This window comes from Burkholderia sp. ZZQ-2 (assembly GCF_050768715.1).
GTDB classification, from domain to species: Bacteria; Pseudomonadota; Gammaproteobacteria; order Burkholderiales; family Burkholderiaceae; genus Burkholderia; species Burkholderia cepacia.
Genome location: NZ_LDVA01000268.1, coordinates 1 through 24,340 on the forward strand (window position 1 = coordinate 1; position 24,340 = coordinate 24,340).

Consider the following 24,340-nt stretch of genomic DNA (forward strand, 5'->3'; position numbering starts at 1 on the left):
AGCCACCGCCGCGCGTCTTGCCGCGGCCGGCCCGGCCACACCGGCCCAGCCGACGCACCGGCTCCCGGCGGCCGCCCACGCGCAGGTCGCACGCTCGGAATCCGGGTCCACCGATCGTTGATGCCATCCAAGGGGACACTCATGAAATCCGCCTACTTCGTATTCGTGCGCCGTGCGGCGCTCGCCGCACCGCTCGCCTTCGCGCTTGCCGGCTGCATGTCGTCGACCCCGGTGTGGGACACCCGCTTCGGCGAATCGGTCCGCGCCGTGACGCAGGCCCAGATCATCGACCCGCATGCCGCCGAACACGCGGCCGCGACGACGGTGGTCGACGGCGGCGCGGCAGCGTCGGCGCTCGACAACTACGAAAAGTCGTTCAAGCAGGTCGATCCGCCCGCCAATGCGTTCGTGATCGGCATCGGCAAGGCCACCCAGTAACGACGGCACGCTCAGGGAGAACGCCATGAACAGCGCAGCCCGCTATCCGAAAGTCATGCGTCGCAGCCTGCATCGCCAGCGCGGTGCCGTCGCGATCATCGTCGGTCTCGCACTGGCGGTGATGATCGGGTTCGTCGGTCTCGCGCTGGATCTCGGCAAGCTGTACGTCACGCGCAGCGAACTGCAGAACAGCGCCGATGCATGCGCGCTGTCGGCTGCGCGTGACCTAACTTCAGCCATCAGCCTGTCGGTGGCCGAGGCGGACGGTATCGCCGCCGGCCACCTGAATTTCGTGTTTTTCCAGAACAAGTCGGTGCAGATGTCGACGAACGCGAACGTGACGTTCAGCGATTCGCTGTCCAACCCGTTCCTGACGAAGAGCGCGGTCACGACGCCGGCTAACGTCAAGTACGTGCAGTGCACCGCGACGCTGAGCAACATCGCGCACTGGTTCATCGAGGTGCTGAACGTGCTGCCCGGCACGAAGCTCGCGAACGCGGCGGAGGTGTCGGCCAGCGCGATCGCGACTGTCGGCGGCGGGCAGACGACCTGCGCGATTCCGGTGTTCGTGTGCCGCGCGGCGGGCGCACCGGCGTACAAGGTCGGCGACTGGATCACGTCGCCGTCCGGGTCGTCGTCGACCTACGGCCCCGGCAGCTTCGGCTGGGCCGCGCTCGACGGCTCGACGAACGAAACCACCCTGGCCGGCGAGCTGTCGGGCAACACCTGCAACATCACGAGCCCGCCGGACCTCAGCACCACGGGCCTGAAGTCCGCGTCGCTGCGTGCCTGGAATACGCGCTTCGGCATCTATACGAACGGCGCGAACGGGTCGAGCGGCCAGCCCGACTTCACCGGCTACGCGTACGTCGGCCCTAACTACGGGCCGCCCGGAACGGCCGGCATCAAGGGCGACGCGTACACGCAGTTCGTCGCCGACCGCGCGAGCTTCAAGCCCTACCAGGGCGACGGCGCGCCGCCGTCAGGCAGCGGGATTTCGACCAACGGCACCGCGACGGCGAGCAATTACCAGACCTTCGGCGGCGACCGCCGCGTTGCGCTCGCGCCGGAGGGCGACTGCTCGACGCTGAACGGCAATAGCGGCAAGGTGCACGTCACGCAATGGGATTGCGTGCTGATGCTCGATCCGCTTCCGTTCAGCGCCGGCAGCGGCGCCGTCGTGGCGCACCTCGAATACCTCGGCTCGTCGGTCTCCGGCAACAACCCGTGCGCGACGCACGGCTTGCCCGGCAGCGGCAGCGCGTCCGGGACCCAGGTTCCGATGCTCGTTCAATAGCGGAGAGACGATCATGAAAAAGCCGCCGTTTCGCCGTTCGCGCACCCGTGGCGTCGCCGCCGTCGAGTTCGCGCTCGTGCTGGTACCGATGATCATGCTCGCGACCGGCGTGGCCGAGTTCGGCCGCGCGATCTACCAGTACGAGACGCTGACCAAGGCGACGCGCAATGCGGCGCGCTACCTGTCGGTCTGGCTGCCGACCGACAGCGCGTACCCGGTGTCGCAGGCGCAGTGCCTCGTCGTCTACGGCAGCACGACGTGCGGCTCGTCGGGCACCGAGCTGGTGCCTGGGCTCACGACGTCGATGGTGACGATCTGCGACGCGCAGCGCACGACCGGCTGCAGCGACACGTCCGATCCGTCGCAGTTCGCGAACCTGCCGACCTACGACTCGAACAACAACACGGCAAGCGGGACGGCGACGGGCGCGATCAACGTCGTCGAAGTGAAGATCACGGGCTACAAATACCAGCCGATTCCCGCCTACCCGTGGCTGCCGTCGATCACCTTCAACAACATCGTCACCGTGATGAGGCAAGTGTCATGAACGCACGCCATGCCCCCCAGTCACGCCGCCGCGCCCAGCGCGGCTCGACGATCGTCGAGTTCGCGCTGATCGCGTCGGTCCTGATCATGCTGCTGATCGGCATCTTCGAATTCGGCCGCGTGCTGTTCTACTGGAACACCGCGAGCGAAGCCGTGCGTCTCGGCGCGCGCACGGCGGTGGTGTGCGACGTGAACGCCGCCGGCGTCGCGAAGCGCGTGAGGGCGCTGCTGCCGCTGCTGTCGAACGCGAACGTGTCGGTGAACTACTCGCCGGCGAGCTGCGACGTGAATTCGTGCGCGTTCGTGACCGTCAGCGTCACGAACGTCACGGTCAAGACGATGATCCCGTTCGTGAATGTCTCGGTCAGGATGCCGGCTTTCGCGACGACGCTGCCGCGCGAAAGCCTGACTTCCGCGACCGGCGGCCCAAACTGCAATTGATCGAACAGGCGAGGCACACGACATGATCAACATCCTCGTAGCTTCCGACGATACCGCGCGACTCACGCAGATCGCGCGCCTCGTGGCCGACTGCGGACGTTATCGCGCCACGCGCGCGACCGGTCGCCCGTCGCAGATCGAACATCGCACCGACGGGCTCGACGCGTTCGACATCCTGCTGGTCGACGGCACGTCGCTCGAGCCGTCCGAACTGTCGGCGATCGAGCGCATCTGCCGCGCGCACGCGGGCCTGACCTGCATTCTCGTGACGGCGGACACGTCGCAGCACATGCTGCTCGACGCGATGCGCGCGGGCGCGCGGGACGTGCTGCAGTGGCCGCTCGATCCACAGGCGCTCGGCAATGCGCTCGAGCGCGCGGCCGCGCAAAGCACGCGGCGCGACACCGACGATACGCGGATCGTGTCGTTCATGTCGTGCAAGGGCGGGGCCGGCACGAGCTTCGCGGCCAGCAACATCGCATTCGAGATCGCGGAAGGCTTCAAGCGCCGCGTGCTGCTGATCGACCTGAACCAGCAGTTCGCCGATGCGGCGTTCCTCGTCAGCGACGAAACCCCGCCGTCGACGCTGCCGCAACTGTGCACGCAGATCGAGCGGCTCGACAGCGCATTCCTCGACGCGAGCGTCGCGCACGTGACGGAGAACTTCCACGTGCTCGCGGGCGCAGGCGACCCGGTCAAGGCCGCCGAGATGCGCGAGGACGCGCTCGAATGGATCCTGGGTGTTGCCGCGCCGCGCTACGACTTCGTGATCTTCGACGTCGGTGTCTGCATCAATCCGCTGTCGATGGTCGCGCTGGATCGCAGCGACCAGATCCAGCTGGTGCTGCAGCCTGCGATGCCGCACGTGCGCGCGGGCCGCCGGCTGCTGGAGATCCTCGTGTCGCTCGGCTACTCGACCGACCAGTTGCGTCTGATCGTGAACCGCGCGACGCGCGCGAGCGACCGTACCCGCACCGCGCTCGAGGAAGTGCTCGGCCTGCAGGCGGCCTGCACGATCCCCGACGATGCGGACACCGTGCTCGAAGCGATCAACCAGGGCCATCCGGTGTCGCGGCTCGCGCGCGGCACGGCGGTCGTGCGCGCGTTGCAAGGCTGCGCGAAGCAACTCGTCGACGGGGAGGTGCGCGCGGGGCACTCCACCACGCACAGCGAACCGCTGATGTCCCGGCTTTTCGGCCGCAGGGCCACGCCGAAGCTCAAGTCCATGTAAATCTTTCGGGGAACCATCATGTCATTGCGCGAACAGATGTCGTTGCACCGGGCCCAGCCGCACGCGGCGGGCAGCGAACCGGCCGGCCCGGCGCATTCGTCGGTGCGCGACGCATACCAGAAGCTGCGCCGCGAAATCCACCTGGCCGTGCTCGAACGCGTCGAGCTCGAGCGCCTGTCTCGGATGCAGCAAGAGTCGGTCCGCATGGAGATCGGCGCCCTGATCGCGCGCATCCTCGACGAGGAGCGGCTGCCCGCGAACGACATCGAGCGGCGGCAGCTCGCGATCGACGTGTACGACGAGATGTTCGGCTTCGGCCCGCTCGAAGCGCTGCTGCGCGACCCCGGCATTTCCGACATCCTCGTGAACACGTACCGGCAGGTCTATGTCGAGCGCGCCGGCCAGCTCGAACTGACCGACGTGACGTTCTACGACGATGCGCACCTGATGAAGGTGATCGAGAAGATCGTGTCGCGCGTCGGGCGCCGCATCGACGAATCGAGCCCGATGGTCGATGCACGCCTGCCGGACGGCTCGCGCGTGAACGCGATCATCCCGCCGTCCGCGATCGACGGGCCGCTGATGTCGATCCGGCGCTTCGCGGTCAACCCGCTGAAGATGGACGACCTCGTGCGCTACCACAGCCTGACGCCGCCGATGGCCGAACTGCTCGATGCGCTGTCGCGCGCGAAGGTGAACGTGCTGGTGTCGGGCGGCACCGGCAGCGGCAAGACGACGCTGCTCAACATCCTGTCCGGCTACATTCCGCGCAACGAGCGGATCGTGACGATCGAGGACGCCGCCGAGCTGCAACTGCAGCAGCCGCATGTGCTGCGGCTCGAAACGCGCCCGCCGAACATCGAGGGCAAGGGCGAGATCACGCAGCGCACGCTGGTGCGCAACGCGCTGCGGATGCGCCCCGACCGGATCATCCTCGGCGAAGTGCGCGGCGCCGAAGCGCTCGACATGCTCAACGCGATGAACACCGGCCACGAAGGCTCGCTCGCGACGATCCACGCGAACACACCGCGCGACGCGCTGACGCGGCTCGAGAACATGATCAGCGTCTCCGGCCTGACGCTGCCGCCGAAGACGATGCGCCAGCAGATCGCATCGGCGATCTCGGTGGTCGTGCAGGCGGCGCGGCTGACGGACGGCAAGCGCAAGATCGTCAGCATCCAGGAGCTGACCGGGATGGAAGGCGACATCATCAACATGCAGGAGATCTTCACGTTCAAGCGCTCGGGTGTGGATCGCGACGGCTCGGTACGCGGCCACTTCTGCGCGACCGGCGTGCGGCCGAAGTTCGTCGAGCGGCTGCAGGCATTCGGCATCAACCTGCCGGATTCGCTGTACGACCCGTCTCAGCGGTACGAGACGAACTGACGACAGGGCGCTGTTCGCTGCCGGGGAGGCTTCATGAACACGATCTTTTACGGTTTTGTGATTCTCACCTTCGTCGCAGTGGTGCTCGCGATCGAAGGGGGCTATCAATGGTGGAACGCGCGGCACGGCTCCGCCGCGCGCCGGATCGAATCGCGCATCCGCTCGATGTCGGCAGGCGGCAACGTTCAGCAGGAACGGCTGTCGATCCTGAAGAAGCGAATGCTCGACGAATCGAAGCCGTTCGACCGGTTGCTGCTGCGGGTGCCGCGCGTGCACCGGCTCGATCTCGTGATCCAGCAATCGGGGCTCGACTGGACGCTGCCGAAGCTGATCATGCTGAGCACGGTGTTCACGGCGTTCGCGTGGCTCGTACTGAGCTTCGCGACGCTGCCGCAACTCGCGGTGCTGCCGCTCGCACTGTTCGCCGGATGCGCGCCGATCATGTACGTGCTGCGCTGCCGCGGGCGCCGGATGCGCAAGCTCGAGCGGCAGTTGCCGGACATCTGCGACATGATCGCGCGCGCGTTGAGGTCCGGTCACTCGTTCACGAGCACGCTCGGGATGGTCGGCGACGAGTTTCCCGACCCGATGGGCGGCGAGTTCCGGGTCACCTTCGACGAGGTCAACTACGGCGTGCCGCTGCACGACGCGCTGATGAACCTCGCCACGCGCGTGCCGGTACAGGACCTGCGTTACTTCGTGATCGCGGTGCTGATCCAGCGCGAGACGGGCGGCAACCTGGCCGAGCTGCTCGACAGCATCGCCGCGCTGATCCGGGAGCGCTTCAAGCTGTTCGACAAGGTGCGCGTGCTGTCCGCGGAAGGGCGGCTGTCGGCATGGATTCTCGGGCTGCTGCCGTTCGGCACAGCCGCGGTGATGGCCGTGCTGAACCGAGAATTCCTGTCGGTGCTCTGGGAAGATCCGGCCGGGATCAGGATGGTCGGCACGATGCTGGTGTCGATGTTGTTCGGCCTGTTCTGGATCCGCCGCATTGTCCGCATTCGCGTCTGACGCGCGAATCGTATAACGAACCGTTGCGAGGCTGTCATGCAAAACCTGAGCGTAGTCCAGGCCGTGATGCTGGGCGGCTTGTTCATCTTCGTGGCCGGCGGCGCGCTTGTCGCGATGCTGCTGTTCGCGCCACGCAGCATCCAGCGCCGGATCCAGCAGGCCGGTGGAACCGGGGCGGGCGCGACTGCCGTCGCGGGCACCGGCGACGGCGACGACCTGGCGTCGCGCTGGGTTGCGAAGCTGGTGGAGCTGTCTACCCCGATCTCGAGGCTGTCGGTGCCGAAGCAGGGCTGGGAGAATTCGCCGCTGCGCATCCGGCTCATGAATGCCGGCTGGCGCAACCAGAGTGCGGCCGCGCTTTATTTCACCGCGAAGACGGCATTGGCACTCGGGTTGCCGTGCGCGGCGCTGCTGGCGCTGATCACGACCCGGCTCGGCGACGAGCGCGAGATCCTGTCGGTCATCCTCGTCGCGCTTGCCGGCATCGGCTACTACATCCCGAACATCGTGCTGTCGCAGCGGGTCAAGGTGCGCCAGCAGAAGATCTTCGAGGATTTCCCGGACGCGCTCGACCTGCTGACGGTCTGCGTCGAAGCGGGGCTCGGGCTCGACGCGGCGCTGATGAAGGTGAGCGAGGAGCTGCGGTTCAGCAGCGAGGTGGTCGCGAGCGAACTCGACCTGCTGCTGCTCGAGATGCGCTCCGGTTTCACGAAGGAGACGGCGCTGCGCAATCTTGCGCTGCGTACCGGCGTGGAGGACATCGAGGCGTTCTGCGCGATGCTGATCCAGGCCGACCGGTTCGGCACGAGCATCAGCGAATCGCTGCGCGTGCTGTCCGACATGCTGCGCACGCGGCGCCGGATGCGTGCAGAGGAGCGGGCCGCGAAGATCGCGTTGAAGCTGCTGTTCCCGTTGATCTTCTGCATCTTCCCCGCGCTGATGGTGGTGCTGCTCGGGCCGGCCATGATCCACGTCTATCGCGTGCTGCTGCCGACATTCGTTGGCATCGCACAGTGAACGACGAGCCGGAATTGCGCCGGAATCGACACTGAAGGTTCAGCGTGCCGGGCGGCCACCCCCGCCGGCCGGCACGGCGACAGGCTTCATGGAGGCTCCCTCCCCAGGCGGCGCCGCGAGACAGGTTGACCATAGCGGCGTCAATGCATCCTGGACCCATGGTCGGCCATGGAAGTAGCCGTAGTCCACCGCCTGATCGGCTGCCCCCTACTGCTAACCTGAATGCCGGCAAAGTTTGCCGGCATCACGTTGTACGCGATGCAGCGGTGTTCGCGCGGCATCACGGCCGCCCTTCGCTCGGCACTTCGGCCGCCTTGCTGAGCTCGCCCATGACGATCTGCGCGATCACGTTGGCCGGTGCGCGCCCATCCGGCGCGGCCGCCGTGTTCGCCCACGTGACGATCGTCGTCTTCGTGACCGGGTCGTAGCCCATGAAGGTATTGAAGCCCGGGATCTCGCCCGTATGTCCGTAGAACGTGCCGAATTTGGCCAGGCCCAAGCAGTAGCTGGCCGACCTCGGGTCGGACGAATCGATCGGCGTGCAACTGGCGAGCCGTTGCGCCTGAAGGTTGGCGTTCAGGTAGCCGCCGCCGACCATCCGCTGCACGTATGCGGCCAGTTCCGTCACGGTTGAAATGCCGGAGCCCGCCGTCCACGCCCACGACGTATTCACGCGGGTCACGTTCGTCGGTTGCAGCGTGCCGTTTTTCGCGTCCGCCTGGCGTTGGGGCGACAGCGCGTCGCTGTCGGTCGTCTCGGCATTGGTGCCCCATTGATAGCCCTGCGGCGCCGGTGCCGGCAGCGACGTATCCTGCTGCGGCGGGAGCAAGGTATTGACCAGGCCGAGCGGCGCGAACAGGCGCGCGTTCATCGCATCGGCCGCGCTCATGCCGGTCAGTTGCTCGATGATGAGCCCGAGCAGCACCGTGTTCGTATTCGAGTAGCGAAAATCCGCGCCGGGCGCGAAATAGACCGGCTGGCCTTCGGCGATCCCCAGCAGTTCCGACGTGGTCCACACCTTGTCCGGCTGCGCGTCGAGCGTCTGGTTGAACGCGAGATTCGTCGAATAGTTGTAGAGGCCGCTGCGCATGGTCAGCAACTGTTCGATCGTGATCGTATTGCCGTTGGGCACGTTCGCGACGAACTTGCTGACGGTGTCGCCGAGGCTCAGCCGGCCTTCCTGGACGAGTTGCAGGATCACCGTGCCGGTCCATGTCTTGGTCACGCTGCCGACGCGAAAGTGCGCGTTCGTCGGTATCGGCGTGTTCGTGCCCCGCACGGCCGTGCCGAACGATTCGAGCCAGTTCCCCTGCGGCGATTGCACATAGACGACTGCGCCGGGTGTCTGCGTATCCGCGAGCAGTGCGTTGATCTGCGGGCGCGCCGCGTTCGCGAACGCCGGCACGCTCGAGCCCGGCGAACTGTCGCCGCCGCACGCGGAAACGGCGATGCCGATGACCACGGCCGGCGCGACGGCCACCATGCCGTGCGCCAGCCGCCGCGATACGTTCGACAAGAACCGGGAGGTTGCTGAAGGATTCATCGCGCGGGTCCTCCGTGGTCGTGACGTATTGCCTGCGTTGTCTTCTCCAAAACTATAGGACAGGCGCGCCGGTGCGGGCAGCATGCATCATTCGTCCGATGAAACCGACCGGGCTCGTTCGTCCGGTCGCGGCCGTCACTGAAAGTGATGCACGTACCGCAGCACCATCCGCGTGCCCTGCGGCCGGTTCCGCGCATAGGTCTCGAAATACGCGTTGAACATCAGGTGATCCTGCTGCGAGAAGCTGTACATGGCCCCCGGGCCGATCGCGAACACGGCCTCCCGCGTGCCCGGCACGTCCTGCCCGTTTTCCTTCATGTCGGTGGTCTGGCGCAGCCAGTAGCCGTTGAGCCCCAGCCGCAGGCCGGGGCGCACCTCGTACTCGGTCGCGAAGTTCGCGTGGATCGCCTGGCCGGCCTGCGTCGACGTCACGTCCGGGCCGAGCGACGTGGCAGGCCGATGGTTGGTCGTGTTCCACAGATAGTGCAGCCGCCACGAAACGGTCCATTTCGGCGTGAGCCACAGCGTCGCCGCCCAGTACGGGTCGAACGACCAGACATGGCTGCCCGGGTTGATCGCACGCGACGGATCGTACGCGCCGGTCGGCGCGATGAACTGGAATTCCACGCGCTGCGCGAAGCGCGGGCCTTGCGCGCCCATTACCGGGTCGAACTGGACGAACGGGCCGATCAGCAGGTCGCCGAAGCCGGCGCGCGCATTCAGCGCGACGTTGCCGATGCCGTCGTCGGTCCGCGCCGACGCGACCCACGGCAGGATCACGTCGAGGCCCGGATGCATGCCCGCGAACGTCAGCGGCGACTGATAGACGAGCTGGCTCAGCCCCGCGAACAGGTCGATGTCCTGCTTCGGCAACCCGACCTTGTTGCCCGCGTTGTCGTTGACGCGGCCGGCCGTGTAGTACTGCAGGTACTGCGTGCCGTACCAGCCGGAGCCGGCCGGCGGCATGCCGTCGAGGAAGCTGGTCATGCCGAGGTTGACCGCCGGCAGGTCGGTTGCGCGGGCCGGCGTGCTTGCGGCCATGCCGGCGATCGAGAGGCCCGCGACGACGAGCAGGCGAGAGCCGAATTTCATGTTCACCACCTCCTGGTTGTTTATCGGTATAACTAATCAAACGGTGCGAAAAAGATCGGGGTGATCGGCGATCGCACGATACTGGCCGGCATGGAACACGAGCGGCGCCTTGCCGAACGCGTCGAACTGTTCGATCTGGCCGATGAAGAGCAGGTGATCGCCGCCTTCGTAATGGCCGACGTTGCGGCACACGAAGCGCGCGCTCGCGCCGTCGAGGCAGGGCACGCCGCCGGCGTCCGAATCCGCGTGCGGCACGCCGTCGAACTTGTCGGCGCTGGGCGTCGCGAAGCGGCGCGACAGGTCGATCTGGTCGTGCGCGAGGATGTTGATCGCGAAATGGGTGGCCGCGACGAAATCCGGGCGGCTCGGCGCGACCTTGCGAAGGCTCCACAGCACGAGCGGCGGATCGAGCGACAGCGACGAGAACGAATTGGCGGTGAGGCCCACCTTGCGTCCGTCGGCCGCGCACGTGGTGATCACGGTGACGCCGGTCGGGAACTGCCCGAACGCGGCGCGCAGCTGCATCGGGTCGAGGGTCGGGCGGTCGGTAGCGATCGTTTCCATGCCGGTTACTCCGAACGCGCACTGTGTTCGCGGATGAACGCCGCGCAGGCCGACGGCTCGAACCACCACGGCGAGAACCGGCGCGGATCGTCGAAGCCGTCGACGATCGCCGCGGCGAGCGACGGCAACTGGCCGGCCGCGCCGAGCAGTTCGAGGATGTGCGGCGGCGGCGGGGTGAGCAGCGAGTTGGTCCAGCGCACGACATGCTGCGCATAAGCCCAGTAGCCTTCGAACGTCTGCTGCATCCAGTCTTCACTGAACGGCGCGGCGTCGCGCGCGACGATCGCATCGAAATATGCGTTCGCGCATTTCGCGGCGTTGTTCGAGCCTTGCCCGGTGATCGGATCGTTGACGACCACCGCATCGGCCATCCCGAACACCGTGCGGCCCGACGGCAGCCGGAAGAACGGCTTGCGCACCGTCGGCGCGAAGCGGCCGGCCAGCGTGCCGTTCGAATCTGTGAGCTCGACGTCGCGACAGCGCTCGAATTCCCACGGCACGTATTGCCGCAGGAACGACAGGCTCCGGTCCAGATGCTGCTCGGGCGTCTTCACGTCGGCCCAGCAATCGAGCGGGCCGCCCGGAATGCCTTCGAACACCATGATTTCGCACGGGCCCGTCGTGGTCAGCGCGGGGAACACGAAATACTCGCCGATGCCGGGCAGCAGGTTGAAGCGCACGCGCGAATACGGCTGGCTCGGCGTCATCCCTTTCACATAGGTGAGGGCCAGCGCGCGTTGCGGGCGGTCGAACGCGCTGCGCGCGTCGTCGCGGCCGAGCAGGTTGACGATCTCGCCCTTGCCGGCCGCGAGCAGCACGAGGTCGTGGCTGCGCGCCAGTTCCTCGAGTTCGGGCACGCCGATGTCGCCGATGCGCACGTCCGCGCCGCGGCGGCGCACGCCGTCGAGCCAGTCGGCCATTTTCATGCGCTGGTCGACCGACTGCGCGTAGCGGGTCAGCCGCGACGACCAGTCGATCGCCTTGCGGCCGCCGCCGTCCGGATGCGGCACCGCGATGCCGATCCCTTCGACGGACGGGCACGCTTCCTCCCAGGTGTTCAGGCCGAGGTCGCGTTCGATCTGCAGTGCGGTATGGAACATGCACTGGCTCGACATGACCTTGCCCGTGCGGATCTGTTCGGCGTCGCGATTGGTCGCGAGCGTCACGTGGTAGCCCTGGCCGAGCAGGGCGAAGGCGAGTTGCAGGCCGGACTGGCCGGCGCCGACGATGGCGATGCGTCTCATTGGGATGTCCTTGGTTGGCCGGATGCCGGCCGGAATGATTGCGGGAAGCGGCGGCGGGGAACGGTCACTCCGCGAGCCGCGGAATGGCCGGCACCGCCTGTTCGGGGCCCATCGCGGAATAACCGCCATCGACCGCGTAGTCGGCGCCCGTCACGAAGCTCGCCGCGTCGCTGCACAGGAACGTCACGACCTGTGCGACCTCGGAAGGATCGCCGACGCGGCCGAGCAGGTGGAACGGCGCGGCGACGCGATCGGTCTTCGCGCGGTCGCCGTGCGTCAGCTCGTCCATCACGCGCGACCACGTCCATCCCGGCGATACCGAGTTGACGCGAATGCGCTCGGGCGCGAGATCCATCGCCATGCTGCGCGTGAGCTGGCGGATCGCCGCCTTGGACGTCGGGTACAGCCAGCGGCCGGTCTGCGCGCACTCGGCCGAGATCGAGCTGAAGTTCACGATCGCGCCGCCGCCGCGCCGGGCCATGTGCGGGTGGACGGCCTTCGCGAGCATCGCGGCCGACACGACGTTGACGTCCATCGCGGCGAGCCAGTCGTTGCGGGTCGCCTGGATGCCGTTGTCGACGTAGCTGCACGCGAGGTTGACGAGCACGTCGATCGCGCCGAACCGCTCGACGATCGCCGATATCGCACGTTCGATCGCGCGATCGTCGGTGATGTCGAGCGCGACGAACATGGCCTTGTCGCCGAGCGAACCGGCGACGCGCGCACCGTTGTCCGCGTCGAGATCGAGGATCGCGACGTATGCACCGGCGCGGCTCAGGTCCTGCGCGACCGCGGCGCCGATCAGCGTGGCGCCGCCGGTGACGATCGCGACTTTGCCAGCAAGGGCAGTCATGGGGTGTCTCCGTGAATCGTGGGGTGAGGGAGGGGGCGCGTCAGTGCGCACCCGTCGACGGCTCGCTGTCCTGCCAGCGACGCATCAGGCCGTTCGACGGCACGGTTTCGTCGAGCAGCTTGCGGGCCGTTTCGACGCCCGCGACCGGCAGGCCGGCCGGATCGAGCAGGCCGATCTGCACGAGCACGCTCGCCTGGTCCCAGTAGATATGCTCGTGATAGAGCTTGTCGCCGCGAAACTTGACGATCGCGACGAGTGGAATCTCGACGCGCTTGCCGGTGGGCGCGACGCCCGGCAGCATCCAGTCGATCTCGGTGGTGTGCGTGAAGCAGAACAGCAGCTCGTCGACGACCTGGCTCGCGCCGATCGTGCGCGAGATCGGGGTGATCGTCGTGTCGGGCGGATTCGCATGCACGAAGTGATGCGTGTAGAAGCGCTTGAGCTCGTCGTGGCCGACGCCGCCCGTCAGCGTCGGAACATGGTTGACGTACGGCTCGGCGACCATCGTCGCCATCGTGGCATCGACGTTGCGCGTGGCGAATTCGTGTTCGAGATGCGCTTCCCACAGTGTGGACAGGTCGTAGTGCGGGCCGAGCGCGGCGCGGAACGCGGCGATCGCGCGCTGGTGGGCCATGACCGCGGCGGCCTTGTCGAAATGATCGCCGCCGACGCGGGCGAACGCGTGATCGACGCCCGGATACACATACACTTCGACGCCGTCGCGGCCGGACAGCGCGTCGGCGATGCGCTGCTGCGCGTCGGGCGGGCAGAAGCGGTCCAGCCCCGCGATCTGCAGCACGAGCCGGCCCTGCAGGTGCGCGGCCTCGTCCAGCGCCTGCTCGATGCCCACGCCGTAGTAGCTGACCGCCGCGGCCACGCCCGGCAGCCGGCACGCGGCGAGATAAGCGAGCTTGCCGCCGAGGCAGTAGCCGAGCACGCCGGCTTCGCCCGTGCATTCCGGTTGCTGCCTGAGCGCGTCCAGCGCGGCACCGATGTCCTCGACGCCCTTGTCCTCGTCGAACTCGCGATACAGGGCCATCGCGCGCTCGACATCGGCTGCCGCATGGCCGAGCTCGATCCCCGGCGCCTGGCGCCAGAACAGGTCGGGCACGAGCACCGTATAGCCTTCCTCCGCGTAGTAGTCGGCGGCCTCCCGCATCGTCGCGTTCGCGCCGAAGATCTCGTGACACAGCACGATGCCCGGCCCCTTGCCGCCGGCCGGCGTGCTCAGGTAGGCGCGAAACGTTCCGCCGTCCGGCGACGGAATCCCGATGTGACGTCCTTTCATCTGTCCCTCCGTTGAATTCATTGCTGCGACGAGCCCAGTATTGGCGGACGAAACGTGTGCTTCTATCCGCTTTCTTCGGCCGGTATCCGCGAATTCCGGAAACCTGCGGCACCGGCCGCCGCGCGTGGGCAGGCGCGCGGCCGACTGCGGGTATGTGCGGATGCGGAAAGCCCGCACAGTTTTCTACGATGCGCGAACGGTCCGTTTCTTGCGTCGTTTGCGCGGGACTTGCGTGCTTTGGCGGCCGGACTGTCCGGATTCTCCGGGCGCTATCCGGATCGTGCGGCGAATGCCCCCACACCGGGAACGCATGCACGGCGCGAGTGCAACCGAGCATGACGGGAGAACATCGATGGCGCAATTTTCCGGAACGGGCTGGCTGGACGACACCGCCTGTTTCAATCACGACAACCTGCTGCTGCAGTCGAACGATGTCGACGAGGTGCGCGCGCGTGTCGCCGACGTCTTCAAGCCGCACCGGCTCACGCCGACCGGCGAATCGCGCGCGTTGCACAGCTGCATGCATCATGCGCGCTGGGGCAACCTGTCGTTGAACCTGCTCGATTACGGCGGCGGGGTCAGCATCGAGCCAGGGCCGCTCGAGCACTTCTTCCTGTTGCAGATCCCGCTGCGCGGCGATGCGGAGATCGAGTGCGGATCGGCGCGTTTCGTGTCGTCGCCGGGCACCGCGTCGTTGATCTCGCCGACGCTGCCGCTGAAGATGCGCTGGGGCGACGCGTGTCCGCAAGTCATCGTGCGCATCGAGCGCGAAGTGATGGAGCGCCATGCGCAGCGGCATTTCGGCGACGACCGGCGCGCACCGGTCGAATTCGAACCGGCATTCAGCCTGTCGTCGTCGCAAGGGGCGTGTCTCGCGCAGTTGCTGCCGGTCCTCGCCGGCGCGATCGCGACGGACGCGCATCCGCTGCGTCATCCGCTCGCGTTCGAGCCGCTCGAATCGACGCTGCTCAACCTGCTGCTGCACGGCCACCCGAACAGCGCGCGCAACGGCACGCGGCACCTGCCGGTGGCGCTCGCGCCGTTCTATGTGCGGCGCGTCGAGGATTACATTCGTGCCCATCTCGACGAGCCGCTGACGATCGAGCGGCTCGCCGACCTCGCCGGCGTGAGCCCGAGCACGCTGTTCGCGGGCTTCCGCCATCGCCACGGGATCACGCCGATGGGCTTCGTGCGGCAGTTGCGGCTGCAACGTGTGCGCGAGGAACTGCTGGCCGACGAGTCGCCGGGGCTCGCATCGGTGACGGACATCGCGCTGAAATGGGGCTTCGCGCATCTCGGGCGATTCGCGATCGAGTACAAGCGGGCGTTCGGCGAGTCGCCGTCGGCGACGCTCAGGATGCGGCGCGTGCGCGCCTAGTACCGCCGACGGCAGCCCACGGCCGTTCCCGGGGCGCATGCAGCCTGGCGTTCCCGTCTTTCATCTGCCTTCCTCGCGGGCCGCCGCGCGGATCGATCCCGTGCCGGCCCCGCCTCCAACGCGCCAATCGCCGGCTTTTCCCGCCGGCGCACTTTTTTTAAAGACTCCGTTACGTTCGCCCGGTATGATCGCTGCGCTCGCGAACGACGCCATTGGCCGTTGCATGCCGACTCGCGCGCAACCAGCATCGCCGGCATGACAACACGGGGCGGGCGCCGGCGCTGCGTCGCGCCGAGATCGCGCCGCGATCGGGTCGAATCGGCCACCAGCACGACGGAGCATGGAACGATGGTAACGGGGACGGGCGCGGCGAAACGCGCGATGGTGATCGCCGCCGGAGGCGCGTTGTACGTGGCGGCAGCGGGCGGCGCGCACGCGCAGGCATCGGGTGCGGCAGCGCCGCCGGCGGCCGTGATGCCGGAAATCGACGTAACGGGGAAGGGCGACCGCTCGTCGAGCGGGCTCGTCGGGCTGCGCACCACGGCCGGCACGAAAACCGACACGCCGGTGGCAGAAGTGCCGCAGACGATCAACATCGTGACCGCGCAGCAGATCGAGATGACCGGCGCGACCGACCTGAACCAGGCGCTGCGCTACGTGCCGGGATTCGCGACGTTCGGCGCCGACAGCCGCACCGACTCGTATGCGGCGCTGCGCGGCTTCACGCCGACGCTGTACGTCGACGGCGTGGCCGCGCCGCATACGGCCGTGATCGCGGACTGGCGCGTCGACCCGTACACAATCGACTCGATCGCGGTGCTGCGCGGGCCGACGTCGGTGCTGTACGGCGCGGGCGAGCCCGGCGCGATCGTCGACGCGCACACGAAGCTCGCCGACGGCGAACGCGTCCGTGAAGCCGGCGTGCAGATCGGCAACGACGCGCGCAAGCAATTCATGGTCGATGTCGGCGATACGCTCGACCCGGACGGCCGGTACGCGTATCGCTTCGTCGGCGTGGCGCGCGACGGCAACGCGGAAACCGGCCCGAACGGCGACCGTCGCGTCGCGCTGGCGCCGTCGTTCCGCTGGCGGCCGAACGCCGACACGTCGCTGACGCTCTCGGCAACGTTCCTGCAGGACAGCGGCGATATTTCGTCGAACTTCCTGCCTGCGTCGGGCACGGTGCTGCCGAACCCGAACGGCCGCCTGTCGCAGGGCATCTACATGGGCGACCCCGGGTTCAACGACTACCGGAAGAAGCAGTGGTCGCTCGGCTACGCGCTGGAGCACCGCGTGAACGCGATCTGGTCGCTGCACCAGGACGTGCGCTGGTCGCACCTGTCGCTCGACGACGCGACGGTGTTCGGCAACGGCTTCGCGCCCCGCAGCACCACCAACATGATGCGCACCGCGGGGCTGTTCCAGCTCAACTACAGCCGGCTCGACATCGACAACCACGCACAGGCCCGCTTCGGCACGGGGCCGCTCGAACATACGCTGCTGCTCGGCGCGCAATACGACCGGCAGACGACGACCAACAGCGTGTGGCTTGCGATCGCGCCGTCGCTCAACCTGTATCACCCCGTGTACCGGCCCGTCACGGACGCGATTTTCTCCGGCCCGACGTCGCTCGGCCACGTCGACCAGTACACGGCGATGAACACGTTCGGCGTATACGCGCAAGACCAGATCCGCTGGAAGCGCTGGACGCTGACGCTCGGCGGCCGCGAGGATTTCGTCAATGCGCGGTTCGACGACCGGACGGCCGGCAAGCAGGCGCGGCAGGACGTCAGTGCATTCTCCGGGCGCGTCGGGCTCACCTATCGGGGCGACGCCGGGCTGTCGCCGTATGTGAGCCATTCGACGTCGTTCGATCCCGTCATCGGCGTGCGGTTGTATGGCGGCGGGCTGCCGAAGCCGACACGCGGCACGCAGACGGAAGCCGGGTTGCGCTGGCAGCCGCCGGGCCGGAACCTGATGCTGAGTGCGGCCCTCTACCAGATCGACCAGACCAACGTCGTGACGCCGACGCCGGTCAATCTCGACCCGACCGGCACGACGTCCGTGCAGACCGGCAAGGTCCGCTCGCGCGGGATCGAGCTGAGCGCGGTCGGCAAGGTCACCCGCGAGCTGTCGGTCGTCGCGTCGTACGTCCATCAGGACGTCAAGAACGTGCAGGCGAACGACGCGTCGCTGAACCACTGGCCGGTGGCCGTGCCGCTGCCGCGGCAGATGGCTTCGATGTGGGCCGACTGGACCTGGCGCACGGGCGCGCTGTCGGGCCTCGGGTTCGGCGGCGGCGTGCGTTACCAGAGCGCGTCGGCGGGCGCGCCCGACAACTCGCTGACGGTGCCGAGCGTGACGCTGGTCGACCTGGCGCTGCACTACGAGATGCCGCACTGGCGGTTCGCGCTGAACGTCGCGAACCTGTTCGACCGGCGTTATGTCAGCGGTTGCCAGTCGTACAACGTGTGCGTGTTCGGCAACGAGCGGACCGTGCTGGCCAGCGCGAAATACAACTGGTAGGCGCGAGCGCGCGGAACGCGTCCTACGCGTCGCGTTGCGGCTCCCGGCGCGCGGCGCGTTCACCGGCGTGGCGCTGGCGCCGCCACTCGGTCGGCGTGAGGCCGAAACGTTCGCGGAATGCGGTGGCGAAATTCGCCGGCGTAGAAAAACCGATCTCCTTCGCGATGCTGGCAATGCTGAGCGACGTCGAATCCAGCAGATCCTGCGCGATCCTCAGCCGCTCGTGCCGCAGATACTCGAACACCGTCTGGCCGAGATTGTCGCGAAACGCCCGCGACAGCCGCTTTTCATGCGTGCCGACCGCGCGTGCCAGTTGTTCCACCGTCGGCGGATCGTTCAGCGTCCGCGCCAGGTGGCGGATGGCCGCGCGCACGATGATGTCGTCGTCCTTGCCGGTCACGAACACGCTTTCCGTGTCGACGGGCCGCTCGCGCGTCGCCCGCGCGAGCTGCACGCGAATCCGCGCGAGCACTTCGGCCGGCTCGAACGGCTTCACCACGTAGTCGACGCAGCCGATCTCGAACCCCTCGAGGCGTTCGTGCAACGCGCCCGCCACGGTCAGGAAGATGACAGGAATCGCGCACGTCAGCGGATCGGCGGCCAGCAGCCGGCACGCGGTGAAGCCGTCCATGCGCGGCATCCGGACATCCATCAGGATCAGGTCGGGCATGAGCGCCTGCGCGCGCTGGCACGCCTGCAGCCCGTCGGATGCAATGCTGATCCGGCACCCGGTGCCGCGCAGGATGTCGATCAGCAAGCGGAGCTGGTCGGGCTGATCGTCGACGATCAGGATATGGGCGTCGCCCAATGCGGAGGTCGATGGATGCATCGTGCACCTGTTCTGGAATGGCTGCTGGCTGCGTTCCTGCGGGTGGCCGGCCCGGCTCGGATAATCGTTGGAAACTGCTCTATGGCAACGCACAAGCGCATCGATATTCGGATTTCGCGTAAACCGCGCGACAGACGACCGGTCGGCGTAATACCCGGCGTTGCTTGTATTGATCGCTGATCCGGTAAGGACGCGAAGCGTTGCCGTCGCCGCGCGTGGAAAAGGGTGCGGCTGACCGTGTCGATGCGAGCCGAATTGTAGGGGGATATTTCGATTCTTGCCAGACGCATTGACTCTATTTACTTCATTCCAGTTTTCTGATTCTTAATCAGATATTGTGATTTGCGTTAGCGGTGTGGCACCCTGATGCCTGTCCATTTCCGCCATTTTCATTCTTGCCCGCACGCGATCGCGCGGCCCGGTGGTTTTTCTGCAGAAATATTTTCGCTGGAATTTGTTTTTAATCCGCTTCGGCAAAGCATTTGTCCGCTCGACAAAACATCTGGATTAATTCCGGCGTCGCGAAATCGTTTGCGAGATGCGCATTTTTAACGCAACTTATTGAATATATTGGATTTTACAATCTATAAAGAATGTCGCCTTCAATAATTTGAGTGCGTGTCTCATAATTCGTCCGAACTTTGAACGCAGGGTTGCACGGGGCAGCACAAGGCACGGAGGGTTGTGACGGACGTTGCGTGATTCGGGGCCGTGGCATCAATTGATGCTCGTCCGAACGCAAGTCCGTAGCGCTCAGGCGCACGTCCGGTTGCCGTCGATGAAATAAAAGAAGCGGGGTTGGTCGCGGTCGGCGCGACATCAAATCAGGGGTGTCCATAACGGCGGGTTGAATCTCCGGATTCAGTCGATGGGCGAATTCGCCCATATAAAACGATATGCACTCCTAATGAATTAACCGGATTAACGGAACGGGCCGTCACACCAACGGCGTGCCCGGGCTTTCGAACGTCCCGTCGCTACGGGCGGGCGGTGCGTGTCGCCTTCGGCACGCTCGGGCCGGGCATCGGAATCGGGTTCCGCACTGAAGTCGTAATCGTAATCGCAGTCGCAATCGCAGCTGAATCCTTCAAGCAAATTAAGTAGTCCGTATACAAACCAGACGCTACAAAACGGAGCAGAAGACCATGAAGAGGAAGCAGATTTCGGCGCTCGCCGCCGCCATGTTCACGGGTGCAGGTGTCCTGATCGCGGGGGCCGCGCATGCGGACAACTTCGTCGACCGCGGCAACCCGGACAACGCGCTGAACGGCCAGTGCATCGACGGGACGAACCCGCTGTGCGTGTCGACCAAGAGCGGAAGTTACGTGGCGGTGAGCACGGCAAACGTCACGATGGGGACGAACGCCAGGGCCGGTACCAGCGGGATCGCGATCGGCGACCAGTCGAATGCGAGCAGCAAGGGCGGCACCAGCAGCGGGGGCGCGATTGCGATCGGCGTCGGTTCGCAGGCGCTGGCAAACTCGGCCACGGCCATCGGCACGGTAGCCGTCGCGCAAGGCAATACGTCGCTCGCCGTCGGCCGTCAGTCGGCCGCGGTCGGCGACTTCTCGATGGCGCTCGGCAACGTCGCCGATGCGCGCGGCACGAGCTCGATCGCACTCGGCCACTCGGCGCTGGCAAGCGGCGACCGTTCGGTTGCGATCGGCGGCGCGAACCCGACTTCGAGCGACGGCGTGTCGGCCGGCGCGTCGTATGACGCGGCGACACAGACGCGCGCCGGCGGTACGCAATCCGTGGCGATCGGTGCGGGCGCGCAGACGAACGACAACAACCAGGTGGCGATCGGCTCGGGCAGCGTCGGCGCGAACAACGGCGGCACGCCGGTGTTCGGCGGCACGGCCGCGCCGGTCGGCGGCGCGGTGTCGTTCGGCGCCATCGGCGCCGAGCGTCAGCTCAAGAACGTCGCGGCGGGCGCGGCCGATACGGATGCCGTCAACGTCCAGCAGCTGAAGAACGTGAACGGCACGCTCAGCACGAGCATCGCCAACGTCGACGCGCGCGTGACGTCGGTCGGCAATTCGCTGTCGACCACGATTTCGAACGTCGACCAGCGTGTGACCAGCGTGGGCAACAGCCTCAGCACCAGCATCGTGACGGCGACGAAGAACGTCGTGAAATACACCGACGATTCGCACGCAGCGATCGCGCTCGACGGCAGCAACGGCACCACGATCGGCGGCGTCGCGGCCGGCGTCGCCGACACCGATGCGGTCAACGTCGGCCAGCTGAAGGGCAGTGTCGCCCCGCTGCAGACGTCCATTTCGACGGCGTCGTCGAACATCACGAACCTGCAAAGCAGCGTCACGGACATCAATACATCGCTGAGCACGGCAACCACGAATATCGGCAACCTGCAGGCGGCCGACGCACGCAACGTCAAGTACGACGGCCAGAGCGGCTTCGATTCGGTGACGTTCGCCGGCACGAACGGCACGACGCTGCACAACGTCGCGGCCGGTGTCGCCGATACCGACGCGGTGAACGTCGGGCAACTGAACGGCGGCCTGTCGTCGCTCAGCACGAGCGTGACGAACAACCTCAGCACGACGCTCGGCAACCTGAGCACGTCGATCACCAACCAGATCGGCGACGCGACGAAGAATGCGGTGCAGTACGACGATGACGCGCACAGCGGCGTGACGCTCGGCGGCAAGGGTGCCCAGTCGCCGGTCGGCCTGCACAACGTGGCGGACGGCGTTGCCGCGAGCGATGCCGTGAACGTCGGCCAGCTCGGCAAGGCAACCGATACGCTGAACCAGTCGATTACGAATGTCGGCAATCAGGTCACGACGAACACGGGCAACATCGCGGCGCTCCAGCAGGACGCGCTTCTGTGGAACACGAACCTCGGCGCATACGATGCGAGCCACGGCGGCAACGGCCCGCAACGCATCGGCAACGTCGCGGCCGGCATCGCCGACACCGACGCGGTCAACGTCGGTCAGCTGAACGGCAGCATCGCGCCGCTGCAATCGTCGATCTCGACCGCCGCGTCGAACATCACGAACCTGCAGAGCAACGTCACCGGCATCAATGCGTCGCTGAGCACGGCGACCACCAACATCAGCAACCTGCAGGCGGCCGACACGCGCAACGTCAAGTACGACGGCCAGAGCGGCTTCGACTCGGTGACGTTCGCCGGCACGAACGGCACGACGCTGCACAATGTCGCGGCCGGTGTCGCGAACACCGACGCGGTGAACGTCGGGCAACTGAACGGCGGCCTGTCGTCGCTCAGCACGAGCGTGACGAACAACATCAATACGACGCTCGGCAACTTGAGCACGTCGATCAACAACCAGATCGGCAACGCGACGAAGAACGCGGTGCAGTACGACGACGCTGCGCACAGCGGCGTGACGCTCGGCGGCAAGGGCGCGCAGTCGCCGGTCGGCCTGCACAACGTGGCGGACGGCACTGCCGCGAGCGACGCCGTGAACGTCGGCCAGCTCGGCAAGGCAACCGATACGCTGAACCAGTCGATTACGAACGTCAGCAACAACGTGACGACGCTCGGCAACCAGGTGACGACGAACACCGGCAACATCGCGGCGCTCCAGCAGGACGCGCTCCAGTGGAACGCGAACCTCGGGACCTACGACGCGAGCCACGGCGGCAACGGCCCGCAACGCATCGGCAACGTCGCGGCCGGCAAGAACGGCACGGACGCGGTCAACGTCGACCAGTTGAACGCGGCGATCCAGGACGGCACGAGCCAGCTCGATGCACTCGCCGTGAAGTACGACGACGCGAGCAAGAAGCAGGTTTCGCTCGGCGCAGGCAACGGCGGGAGCCCGGTGCGCCTGACCAACATCGCGGAAGGCAACGTCGCGGCCGGCAGCACGGACGCGGTGAACGGCGCGCAACTGCGCCGTGCAACCGACGGCGCGGCGGCCGCGCTGGGCGGCGGCGCGACGGCGAATCCGGACGGCTCGATCAGCGCGCCGGACTACAAGGTCGGCGGCGGTTCGTTCAACAATGTCGGCGACGCGCTCACGAATCTCGACGGCCGCGTTCTCAACAACACGACGACGCTCGAGAATCACGAAACGCGCATCGGCAATGCGGAAACGAACATCGCGGGCAACACGGCCGCGATCGCGGGGCTGCAGCAGGACGCGCTGCAGTTCGACCCGACGCTCGGTGCCTACAACGCGGCGCGCGGCGGTGCACCGACGAAGCTGACGAACGTGGCCGACGGCAACGTCGCCGCGGGCAGCACGGACGCGGTGAACGGCGGCCAGTTGTCGGGCGTGAAATCGTCGCTCGAACAGCAGATCACGCAGGTGTCCAACCAGGCGGGCGAGGCCGTGAAGAACGTCGTCAAGTACGACGTCGACGCGAACGGCAACCGGATGAATTCGGTATCGCTCATCGGCGGCGACGCGAATGCGGCCGTCGTGCTGAAGAACGTCGCCGCGGGCACCGCCGATACCGACGCGGTGAACGTCAAGCAGCTGAAGGGTGTGCAGTCGAGCCTCAACCAGCTCGGTGCGCTCGCGGTGCAGTACGACGACGCGTCGAAGAGCTCGATCACGCTCGGCGGCGCAGGCGGCACGCGCATCACCAACGTGCAGGCCGGCACGCTCAGCGCAACCAGCACGGATGCGGTGAACGGCTCGCAGCTCTACGCGACCAACCAGCAGGTCGCGAAGAACACGACCGACATCACGAACCTGCAGGGGAACGTGAACAACATCGCGAACGGCAAGGCCGGCCTCGTGCAGCAGCAGGATCCGAACGGCGCGATCACGGTCGGGAAGGACACCGGCGGCACCAGCGTGAACTTCTCCGGCACGTCGGGCGACCGCGTGCTGACCGGTGTCGCGGCGGGCGTGAAGGACAACGACGCGGTCAACATGGGCCAGTTCAACAACGCGCTGAAGAACGCGGCGGCCAACGACCAGATCCGTGCGGCGGCGACCGATGCGAACACGACGTGGATCGCACGTGCCGATGCGGGTTCGATCGGGTCGACGGCAACCGCAACCGGCAAGAACGCGGTGGCGGTCGGCCAGGGCTCCGTCGCCGATCGCGACAATTCGTTCTCGGTCGGTGCGAAGGGCAGCGAGCGCCAGGTCACGAACGTCGCGGCCGGCACGGCGCCGACCGACGCGGTGAACGTGCAGCAGCTGAACGACAACCTGTCGACCGCCACGTCGCAGGCGAAGGGCTACACCGACCAGCGCATCGGCCAGGTGTACAACTCGTTCAACGACCTGAAGAAGGACATGTACGGCGGCGTGGCATCGGCAATGGCCGTGGCCGGCCTGCCGCAACCGACGGGCGCGGGCCGCTCGATGGTCTCGGCGGCGACGTCGAACTATCACGGCCAGCAGGGTTTCGCCGCCGGGTACTCGTACGTGACGGAAAGCAACCGCTGGGTCGTCAAGGCGTCGGTGACGGGCAACACGCGTTCGGACTTCGGCGCGGTGGTGGGCGCGGGTTACCAGTTCTGACGTTGTCCGCGCAGTATCGATCGAACGGTGGTGTCGGGCAGCGGTCGTGATGCCCGGCACCGGCGGGAGATCCGTGGCCCGGGGTGTGTCTGTCGACCCCGGGCCATCGACGCTTGAGGCGTCGCGAAGAGCGGTATGGCTACGCCGGGCTCGTCCGGCAGGCGATGCCGTCGATG

Annotated in this window: 18 protein-coding genes; 11 read left to right on the plus strand and 7 right to left on the minus strand. The window is 66.9% G+C overall.

What is annotated here, in order from left to right; translation table 11 throughout:
* The first annotated feature begins 141 nt into the window (after positions 1–141).
* Genes ABY44_RS20370 through ABY44_RS20405 form a run of 8 tightly spaced genes read left to right on the plus strand, consistent with a single transcriptional unit; the run spans position 142 to position 7,367 of the window.
* Positions 142–438 (plus strand): hypothetical protein, encoded by a 297-nt coding sequence (locus ABY44_RS20370; RefSeq protein WP_059648656.1) that lies wholly within the window; start codon positions 142–144, stop codon positions 436–438.
* Positions 439–463: 25 nt separating this feature from the next.
* Positions 464–1,735 (plus strand): pilus assembly protein TadG-related protein, encoded by a 1,272-nt coding sequence (locus ABY44_RS20375; RefSeq protein WP_060084646.1) that lies wholly within the window; start codon positions 464–466, stop codon positions 1,733–1,735.
* A 13-nt stretch (positions 1,736–1,748) separates the two neighbouring features.
* Complete coding sequence (locus ABY44_RS20380; protein ID WP_059688284.1) at positions 1,749–2,282, plus strand: TadE/TadG family type IV pilus assembly protein; 534 nt, start codon at positions 1,749–1,751, stop codon at positions 2,280–2,282.
* The gene (locus tag ABY44_RS20385) at positions 2,279–2,722 is read left to right on the plus strand and encodes a TadE/TadG family type IV pilus assembly protein (RefSeq protein WP_059688219.1); all 444 of its coding nucleotides are present in this window, start codon (positions 2,279–2,281) and stop codon (positions 2,720–2,722) included. Before ABY44_RS20380 ends, ABY44_RS20385 begins: the two co-directional genes overlap by 4 nt.
* A gap of 22 nt (positions 2,723–2,744) precedes the next feature.
* Positions 2,745–3,953: an AAA family ATPase gene (locus tag ABY44_RS20390; RefSeq protein WP_060084647.1), complete on the plus strand. Its 1,209-nt coding sequence runs from the start codon at positions 2,745–2,747 to the stop codon at positions 3,951–3,953.
* Between the two features lie 18 nt (positions 3,954–3,971).
* Complete coding sequence (locus ABY44_RS20395; protein WP_060084648.1) at positions 3,972–5,339, plus strand: CpaF family protein; 1,368 nt, start codon at positions 3,972–3,974, stop codon at positions 5,337–5,339.
* Between the two features lie 33 nt (positions 5,340–5,372).
* Positions 5,373–6,350 carry a type II secretion system F family protein gene (locus ABY44_RS20400; protein WP_060084649.1) on the plus strand — a complete coding sequence of 326 codons (978 nt, stop codon included), beginning with the start codon at positions 5,373–5,375 and terminating at the stop codon, positions 6,348–6,350.
* A gap of 36 nt (positions 6,351–6,386) precedes the next feature.
* Complete coding sequence (locus tag ABY44_RS20405) at positions 6,387–7,367, plus strand: type II secretion system F family protein (protein WP_060084650.1); 981 nt, start codon at positions 6,387–6,389, stop codon at positions 7,365–7,367.
* A 280-nt stretch (positions 7,368–7,647) separates the two neighbouring features.
* On the opposite strand, the gene ABY44_RS20410 is transcribed toward ABY44_RS20405, so the two are convergent.
* From ABY44_RS20410 to ABY44_RS20435, 6 genes are all read right to left on the minus strand, one after another.
* Complete coding sequence (locus ABY44_RS20410) at positions 7,648–8,910, minus strand: serine hydrolase domain-containing protein (protein ID WP_060174392.1); 1,263 nt, start codon at positions 8,908–8,910, stop codon at positions 7,648–7,650.
* Positions 8,911–9,045: 135 nt separating this feature from the next.
* The gene (locus tag ABY44_RS20415; protein WP_060174391.1) at positions 9,046–10,002 is read right to left on the minus strand and encodes a SphA family protein; all 957 of its coding nucleotides are present in this window, start codon (positions 10,000–10,002) and stop codon (positions 9,046–9,048) included.
* A 36-nt stretch (positions 10,003–10,038) separates the two neighbouring features.
* Positions 10,039–10,566 (minus strand): flavin reductase family protein, encoded by a 528-nt coding sequence (locus ABY44_RS20420; protein WP_059699362.1) that lies wholly within the window; start codon positions 10,564–10,566, stop codon positions 10,039–10,041.
* 5 nt (positions 10,567–10,571) lie between these two features.
* Positions 10,572–11,810, minus strand: coding sequence for a styrene monooxygenase/indole monooxygenase family protein (locus ABY44_RS20425; RefSeq protein WP_060174390.1), 1,239 nt, complete (start codon positions 11,808–11,810; stop codon positions 10,572–10,574).
* Between the two features lie 64 nt (positions 11,811–11,874).
* The gene (locus tag ABY44_RS20430) at positions 11,875–12,663 is read right to left on the minus strand and encodes an SDR family oxidoreductase (RefSeq protein WP_060174389.1); all 789 of its coding nucleotides are present in this window, start codon (positions 12,661–12,663) and stop codon (positions 11,875–11,877) included.
* A gap of 40 nt (positions 12,664–12,703) precedes the next feature.
* Entirely contained in the window at positions 12,704–13,951 is a 1,248-nt protein-coding gene (locus ABY44_RS20435; RefSeq protein ID WP_060174388.1) for a dienelactone hydrolase family protein, read from the minus strand.
* A gap of 352 nt (positions 13,952–14,303) precedes the next feature.
* On the opposite strand from ABY44_RS20435, the gene ABY44_RS20440 reads away from it, so the two are divergent.
* Together ABY44_RS20440 and ABY44_RS20445 are read left to right on the plus strand one after the other, a co-directional pair.
* A complete protein-coding gene (locus tag ABY44_RS20440; protein ID WP_060084656.1) occupies positions 14,304–15,329 on the plus strand; it encodes an AraC family transcriptional regulator in 1,026 nt (341 codons plus the stop codon).
* A gap of 348 nt (positions 15,330–15,677) precedes the next feature.
* On the plus strand, positions 15,678–17,855 hold the full coding sequence (locus ABY44_RS20445) for a TonB-dependent siderophore receptor (RefSeq protein WP_431641688.1): 2,178 nt from the start codon (positions 15,678–15,680) through the stop codon (positions 17,853–17,855).
* Between the two features lie 22 nt (positions 17,856–17,877).
* Here the strand turns inward: ABY44_RS20445 and ABY44_RS20450 are convergent, their stop codons facing one another.
* Positions 17,878–18,684 (minus strand): response regulator transcription factor, encoded by an 807-nt coding sequence (locus ABY44_RS20450; protein ID WP_027792706.1) that lies wholly within the window; start codon positions 18,682–18,684, stop codon positions 17,878–17,880.
* A gap of 1,145 nt (positions 18,685–19,829) precedes the next feature.
* Here ABY44_RS20450 and ABY44_RS20455 point away from each other — a divergent pair.
* On the plus strand, positions 19,830–24,164 hold the full coding sequence (locus ABY44_RS20455) for a YadA-like family protein (RefSeq protein WP_060174386.1): 4,335 nt from the start codon (positions 19,830–19,832) through the stop codon (positions 24,162–24,164).
* The last annotated feature ends 176 nt before the right edge of the window (positions 24,165–24,340 follow it).

What these genes read in the sequence shown, in the direction of transcription:
- ABY44_RS20370 (WP_059648656.1), top strand. Translation starts at nt 142, where the DNA reads ATGAAATCCGCCTACTTCGTATTCGTGCGCCGTGCGGCGCTCGCCGCA.
- ABY44_RS20375 (WP_060084646.1), top strand. Translation starts at nt 464, where the DNA reads ATGAACAGCGCAGCCCGCTATCCGAAAGTCATGCGTCGCAGCCTGCAT.
- ABY44_RS20380 (WP_059688284.1), top strand. Translation starts at nt 1,749, where the DNA reads ATGAAAAAGCCGCCGTTTCGCCGTTCGCGCACCCGTGGCGTCGCCGCC.
- ABY44_RS20385 (WP_059688219.1), top strand. Translation starts at nt 2,279, where the DNA reads ATGAACGCACGCCATGCCCCCCAGTCACGCCGCCGCGCCCAGCGCGGC.
- ABY44_RS20390 (WP_060084647.1), top strand. Translation starts at nt 2,745, where the DNA reads ATGATCAACATCCTCGTAGCTTCCGACGATACCGCGCGACTCACGCAG.
- ABY44_RS20395 (WP_060084648.1), top strand. Translation starts at nt 3,972, where the DNA reads ATGTCATTGCGCGAACAGATGTCGTTGCACCGGGCCCAGCCGCACGCG.
- ABY44_RS20400 (WP_060084649.1), top strand. Translation starts at nt 5,373, where the DNA reads ATGAACACGATCTTTTACGGTTTTGTGATTCTCACCTTCGTCGCAGTG.
- ABY44_RS20405 (WP_060084650.1), top strand. Translation starts at nt 6,387, where the DNA reads ATGCAAAACCTGAGCGTAGTCCAGGCCGTGATGCTGGGCGGCTTGTTC.
- ABY44_RS20410 (WP_060174392.1), bottom strand. Translation starts at nt 8,910, where the DNA reads ATGAATCCTTCAGCAACCTCCCGGTTCTTGTCGAACGTATCGCGGCGG.
- ABY44_RS20415 (WP_060174391.1), bottom strand. Translation starts at nt 10,002, where the DNA reads ATGAAATTCGGCTCTCGCCTGCTCGTCGTCGCGGGCCTCTCGATCGCC.
- ABY44_RS20420 (WP_059699362.1), bottom strand. Translation starts at nt 10,566, where the DNA reads ATGGAAACGATCGCTACCGACCGCCCGACCCTCGACCCGATGCAGCTG.
- ABY44_RS20425 (WP_060174390.1), bottom strand. Translation starts at nt 11,810, where the DNA reads ATGAGACGCATCGCCATCGTCGGCGCCGGCCAGTCCGGCCTGCAACTC.
- ABY44_RS20430 (WP_060174389.1), bottom strand. Translation starts at nt 12,663, where the DNA reads ATGACTGCCCTTGCTGGCAAAGTCGCGATCGTCACCGGCGGCGCCACG.
- ABY44_RS20435 (WP_060174388.1), bottom strand. Translation starts at nt 13,951, where the DNA reads ATGAAAGGACGTCACATCGGGATTCCGTCGCCGGACGGCGGAACGTTT.
- ABY44_RS20440 (WP_060084656.1), top strand. Translation starts at nt 14,304, where the DNA reads ATGGCGCAATTTTCCGGAACGGGCTGGCTGGACGACACCGCCTGTTTC.
- ABY44_RS20445 (WP_431641688.1), top strand. Translation starts at nt 15,678, where the DNA reads ATGGTAACGGGGACGGGCGCGGCGAAACGCGCGATGGTGATCGCCGCC.
- ABY44_RS20450 (WP_027792706.1), bottom strand. Translation starts at nt 18,684, where the DNA reads ATGCATCCATCGACCTCCGCATTGGGCGACGCCCATATCCTGATCGTC.
- ABY44_RS20455 (WP_060174386.1), top strand. Translation starts at nt 19,830, where the DNA reads ATGAAGAGGAAGCAGATTTCGGCGCTCGCCGCCGCCATGTTCACGGGT.